We start from the raw sequence: 6,167 nt of genomic DNA, 5'->3' as shown, positions 1-6,167 counted from the left end.
CCCAGCCGCGGTCGGTGGGGAAACCGCCCATCGCATCGGTCCCGGACGCGAGCAGGTCCCAGAACTGGTCGGGCCCGGTCACGCCGCCCGGATACCTGCAGCCCATCCCCACGATCGCGATCGGCTCGTTCGACGCGGCCCGAAGTGCGTCGTTCTGCCGACGCAGCAGTTCGGTCTCCTTGAGGGAGGTGCGAAGGGCCTCGACGAGCTTTTCGTTGGGCGTTGCCATGATGCGCTCCGAATCAACGAGGTGGGTCAGGAGTCTTTGCCGTCGAGGGCCTTGCGGATTAGGTCCTCGGCGTCCATCTCGTCGATGGATTCCGCTTCCGCTCCAGTGCCGGTTCCGTTGCCCTTGCTCGGATCGGCGAGTTGCAGCAACAGGTCGAGCAGCCCGGCCTCTCGGATACGGGCCAGGGGAATGGACGAGATGGTTTCCCGGAAAGCCAGCTCCTCCGGGTCGCCGGCCTCGTCCACATCACCGCCGGCACCGATCAGTTCGCTTCGGAGGAAGTCTGCGAGCGCGGCGGCGTTCGGGTAGTCGAAGACCATGGTCGACGGGAGCTTGACCTCCACCACCTGCGACAGACGGTTGCGCAGCTCCACCGCACCGACCGAGTCGAACCCCAGCTCCTTGAACGCGCGCTGCGGCAGCACGTCCTCGGCGGAATCGTGCCCCAGGACGGCAGCGGCGTGCCCGCGCACCAGGTCGGTCAGGACCTGCTGCTGTTCGGCCGCCGACATTCCGGCCAGGCGACCCGGCCAGTCTTCGGCGCTTGCCTCACCGCCGACTTCGGCGATGGCGTCCGCGGCCAGTGCCTCTTGAGCATCGGGAATTTCGGAGAGGAACGGGCTGGGTCGGTGGAGGGTGTAGGTCGGGACGAACTGGGGCCAGTCGAACCCCGCCACCACCATCGCGGCCTCGTCCGCATCCAGCACCTGCCCCAAGGCCAGCATCCCGCGCTCGGGATCGATTCCTTCCATCCCGAAGCCGCGCAGCCGCTCACCGCCCGCGCCCGAGGCCATACCGACCCCGGCCCACAACCCCCACGCCACCGAACTCGCCACCAGACCACGAGCACGACGATTCACCGCCAGCGCGTCCAAGAACGCGTTCGCCGCCGCATACCCGCCCAGACCGCCGCTTCCCCACACACCCGCGCCAGAGGAGAACAGCACGAACGCGTCCAGCTCACGCCCTGCCGTCACCTCGTCCAGCACCGCCGCGCCACCGGCCTTCGCCGACAACACCTCCGCCAGATCGGCGGCTTCCACGTCCTTCACCGCCTTGTGGCCCCCCACACCAGCCGCGTGGACCACCGACGACAACCCCGGACCTGACTCGTCGATCCACCCGACCAGATCCTCGACCGCAGCGCGATCGGCGATGTCACAGGCCACCACCTCCACCGCAGTACCCGCACCGGCGATCGACTCCGCCAGCTCCGCCACGCCCACGGCTCCCGGACCAGACCGGCTCGACAAAACCACCCGCGACGCGCCGCGACCGGCGACCCACCGGCCGGTGATCGCACCCACACCGGACGTTCCGCCCGTCACCAAAACCGAACCCGACGGACACCACACCCTCCCCGCGACCGCCCGCCCCGCACGCACCAGACGACGCGCCACCACACCGCTCGCACGCACCGCCATCTGGTCCTCGCCACCGGCAGCCAGCACCCCCACCAACCGAGCCGCGGCACGCCGGTCGAGCACTTCCGGCAGGTCCACCAGACCGCCCCACCGGCCGGCCAACTCCAGCCCCGCCACCACACCCAAACCCCACACCTGCGCACGCACCGGGTCCGCACCCTCACCCGCAACCGCGCACACCGCACCCCGCGTCAACACCCACAACGGAGCAGACACCCCAGACCGGCCCAACTCCCGAACCAACGCAACCGTGCTTTCCAGCCCGACCGGCACACCACCGCGCACCGAAACGTCCAACGCCAGCAGTGACACCACACCGCTCAACTCGTCGACCCCGGCGACCGCGTCCTCCAAGCCCTCCAAAGACGTCCCGACCACCGAAGCCCCACGCAACTGCAATGCCTCGCCGATCTCTGCAGCCTCGGCCCCGTCACCGACCACCAGCCACGCTCCCGAAAGGACGGCAGCCGACTCGGCGACCGGTGCCCACGACACCCGGTACCGCCAACCGGCGACCACCGAATCGGCCTGCGAACGATGCCGATACTCGGCCAGCGCCGGCAGAACCGCACGCAAGCTGCCGTCGTCCACGTTCAGGACCGAAGCGAGCCGACCGACGTCCCCGCCCTCGACCGCAGCCCAGAACCCGGCGTCCACGACACCGACCTCGGCCGACGACCGACCACCCGACTCGGGCCAGTAGTGACGGTGCTGGAACGCGTAGGTCGGCAGGTCTACAACCGAACCGCCACCCACAATGGCGGCCCAGTCCACGGAAGCGCCCTGGACATACGCCTCGGCCAACGAGGCCAGCAGCCGATCCGCACCGCCCTCGTCCCGCCGCAGCGTCCCCACCGCCACCGGCGCCTGGTCCTCCAGACTGTCGCTGATCGCGGGGGTGAGGACCGGATGCGGAGACGACTCGACGAACACCCCATGCCCCGACCCGCTCAGGACCCGGATCGCGCGATCGAACTCGACCGTCTCGCGCAGGCTCGCGTACCAGTACTCCGGCGTCAACTCCGAGCCGCTCAACCACTCACCGCTCATCGCCGACACCATCGGCACCCGCGCCTCACCCGGCCGAATCCCCTGCAGCACCGAGACGATCTCATCCCGAAGCTCATCGACATGGGCGCTGTGCGAGGCGTAATCCACCGGGATCACCCGGGTGCGAACCTGCTCGCCGCACGACTCCACCAGCTTCCGCAGAGCGTCGGCGTCCCCGGACAGCACCGTCGCGGACGGGCCGTTCACCGCCGCCACCGACAGCCGCCCCTCGAACGACGCGATACGCGCGCGGACAGCTTCCACCGGCTCGGCGATCGACAGCATCCCGCCACGACCCGCCAACGCCCGCAGCGTCCGGCTCCGCAGAGCCACCACCTTCGCCGCATCCTCCAGCGACAAAATCCCCGCCACCACGGCCGCGGCGATCTCACCCTGCGAGTGGCCCACGACCGCGTCCGGGACTACGCCCGCGGCCTCCCACACCGCCGCCAGCGACACCATCACCGCCCACAGCGCAGGCTGCACCACATCCGCAGCCTCGAACCCATGACGACCTGTCAGCACGTCGTCCAGGTCCCACTCCACGTGAGGAGCCAGAGCCGCCGCGCACTCCGCCAATCGGGCCGCGAACACCGGCGACACGTCCGCCAGCTCGCGACCCATGCCGACCCACTGGCTCCCCTGCCCCGGGAAGACGAACGCCGTCCGGCCTGCGCCGTTGGGAGCGACCGAACCCGTGATCACTCCGGTGGCCGGCTGTCCCGTCGCCACTGCGGCCAGACCCGAGATAAGCCCGCTGCGGTCGTCGCCTAGGACCACGGCCCGGTGCTCCAAGGCCGCACGCGTCGTCGCCAGCGACCACGCCACGTCCCTCACGGGGAGTTCCGGACGCGCCAGCACGTGCTCGCGCAGCCGACCCGCCTGGCCCGCGAGGGCATCCGCCGTGTGTCCCGACACCGCCCACGCCGGTACCACGGCCTCGGCGACCGGAGCCGGACGAACTTCGGGCTGCTCCGGTACCAGGGAGTCGTCTTCGGCAGGGGCTTCTTCGACGATGACGTGGGCGTTCGTACCGCTGATCCCGAACGCCGAGACGCCCGCCCGGCGGGGACGGTCACCCGCGGGCCACGAAACCGGCTCCTGCAACAGCCGCACGTTCCCTGACGCCCAGTCCACATGCGACGACGGCTCATCGGCATGCAGCGTCTTGGGCAGCGTGCCGTGCTGCAACGCCATCACCATCTTGATGACACCCGCGACACCCGCCGCCTGCTGCGCGTGACCGATGTTCGACTTGATCGATCCCAGCCACAGCGGCTCGCCGTCGTGGCGTTCTTGCCCGTAGGTGTCCAGGAGGGCGCCGACCTCGATCGGGTCTCCGAGTTCGGTGCCCGTCCCGTGCGCTTCGACAACGTCCACGTCGGATGCCGACAGCTGCGCGCTCGCCAGGGCGGCGTGGATCACTCGCTGCTGCGCGGGACCGTTCGGGGCGGTGAGACCGTTGGAGGCGCCGTCCTGGTTGACGGCGCTTCCACGGATCACGCCCAGGATTCGGCGTCCCTTGCGCTGCGCCTCGGACAAAGGCTCCAGCACGAGCATCCCGACGCCTTCGCCCATGCCCATGCCGTCCGCGCCGTCCGCGAACGCCTTGCACCGACCATCGGAAGCCAGCGCCCGAAGCCGGGAGAAGCTCACGAATTCGCCGGGGTCGGCCATGACCGTCACGCCACCGGCGAGGGCGACACTGCATTCGCCCGACCGCAGCGCCTGCACCGCCTGGTGCAGCGCCACCAGCGACGACGAACACGCCGTGTCCACCGTCACCGCAGGCCCGTTCAGGCCCAGCGAGTACGACACCCTGCCCGACAGCACGCTCAGCGCGTTCCCGGTGATCAGATGGGCCTGCGCCTCCGGGTCGTCTTCCAGCGCACCGATGTACCCCGACGCTGCCGCGCCGACGAACACACCGGTCGAAGAGCCGCGCATCGACCGAGGGTCGATCCCGGCGCGTTCGATCGCCTCCCACGACGTCTCGAGCAGCAGCCGCTGTTGGGGGTCCATGGCGAGGGCTTCGCGCGGGCTGATTCCGAAGAAGCCGGCGTCGAAGTCCGCGGCCCCGTTGAGGAAGCCGCCTTCGACCACGTAGGTCGAGCCTTCCGAGTCGGGATCCGGATCGAACAGAGCTTCCGCGTCCCAGCCGCGATCGATGGGGAAACCGCTGATCGCGTCTCCGCCCGCACGCAGGAGCTCCCACAGCTCTTCCGGAGTGCGGACACCACCGGGGTAACGGCACGACATCCCCACGATCGCGATCGGATCGGTCGACACCGGCTGCACCGCCGCAGGCACGCTCTCGTCCACGTCGCTGCCGAACAGCTTGCCGAGGATCTCATCGGCAAGAGCCGAAGCACTCGGATGGTCGAAGACCACCGTCGCCGGAAGACGAACTCCTGTCGCGGTGTTCAGCCGGTTGCGAAGTTCGACCGCCGTCAGCGAGTCGAAACCCAGCTCCCGGAACGCACGCGACGCCACGATCTCCTCGACCGACTCGTGCCCGAGAACGGCCGCGGCGTAAGAACGGACCAACTCCACCACCGTGCGCCGCCGCTCGGCCGCCGGCATCCCCGCCAGCCGCTCGGCGAACTCACCACGGCCATCGCCCTCGGCTCCTGCCCGGCGGTTCTCGTCGTGGTCGTCGTCGCGGGCCTCGGGAAGGGTGTCCAGCAGCGGACGCGGCCGCGCCGCCCGGAACACCGGAGCAAACTTCTCCCACTCCACATCCGCGACAGCGACGAACGTCTCGTCATCGGCGAGGACCTCACCCAGCACTCGCAGTGCCCGGCCCGTTTCGAGGAAGTTCATCCCCTGCCGCAGGAGCCGATGCGGAGTCACCCGCCCCGGGGCCTGGTCCATCACCGCATCGACGGCATCCCAGTCGCGGGTGTTCCACACACCCCAGGCGATCGATGTGCCCGGCAGACCACGGGCACGACGGTCTTCGGCGAGCCCGTCAAGGAACGCGTTCCCCGCCGCATACGCGGCATGGTCGTTGCTGCCCCAGGTGGCCGAGATCGACGAGAACAAGATGAACTCGTCCAGCCCCAGATGAGCGGTCGCCTCGTCCAGGTGAACCGCACCCGCAGCCTTCGCACCCAACGCCGCCGCGAATCCCTCGCGGTCGGTGTCCTCCACCCGCGCCAGATAGGGCGTGTTGGCCGAGTGAAGCACCGTCGAGAGGCTCGGCCCGGTTTCCTGGATCCAGGAGACCATGTCAGTCACCTGCCCGCGCTCCACCAGGTCGCACGACACGACGTCCACGTCCGACCCGGCGTCCGCCACCGACGCGGCCAGCGCGGCAACGCCCGGCGCGGACGGACCCGAACGCGACGTCAGCACCACACGGGCGGCATCATGCTCGGCCAGCCAAGGGCCAATGCAGACACCGATCGAGCCGGTGCCGCCGGTCAGCAGAACCGTCCCACGCGGCGACCACGACTCCGGCT

The 6,167-nt window shown here is 69.9% G+C and carries 2 protein-coding genes; both read right to left on the bottom strand.

From position 1 onward, the window contains the following. Window positions 1-229 (bottom strand): beta-ketoacyl synthase N-terminal-like domain-containing protein (locus tag DMH08_RS37795; protein WP_233618054.1); only part of this gene is annotated, 229 nt, incomplete at its 3' end. Between the two features lie 26 nt (window positions 230-255). Further along, complete coding sequence (locus tag DMH08_RS37790) at window positions 256-6,132, bottom strand: type I polyketide synthase (RefSeq protein WP_267898601.1); 5,877 nt, start codon at window positions 6,130-6,132, stop codon at window positions 256-258. Window positions 6,133-6,167: the final 35 nt, after the last annotated feature.

The sequence above is a fragment of the Actinomadura sp. WAC 06369 genome (assembly GCF_003947565.1).
In the GTDB taxonomy this organism is placed as follows: domain Bacteria; phylum Actinomycetota; class Actinomycetes; order Streptosporangiales; family Streptosporangiaceae; genus Spirillospora; species Spirillospora rifamycini.
The sequence above is the reverse complement of the archived record's forward strand: the minus strand, read 5'-3'. Positions and strand labels throughout refer to the sequence as shown.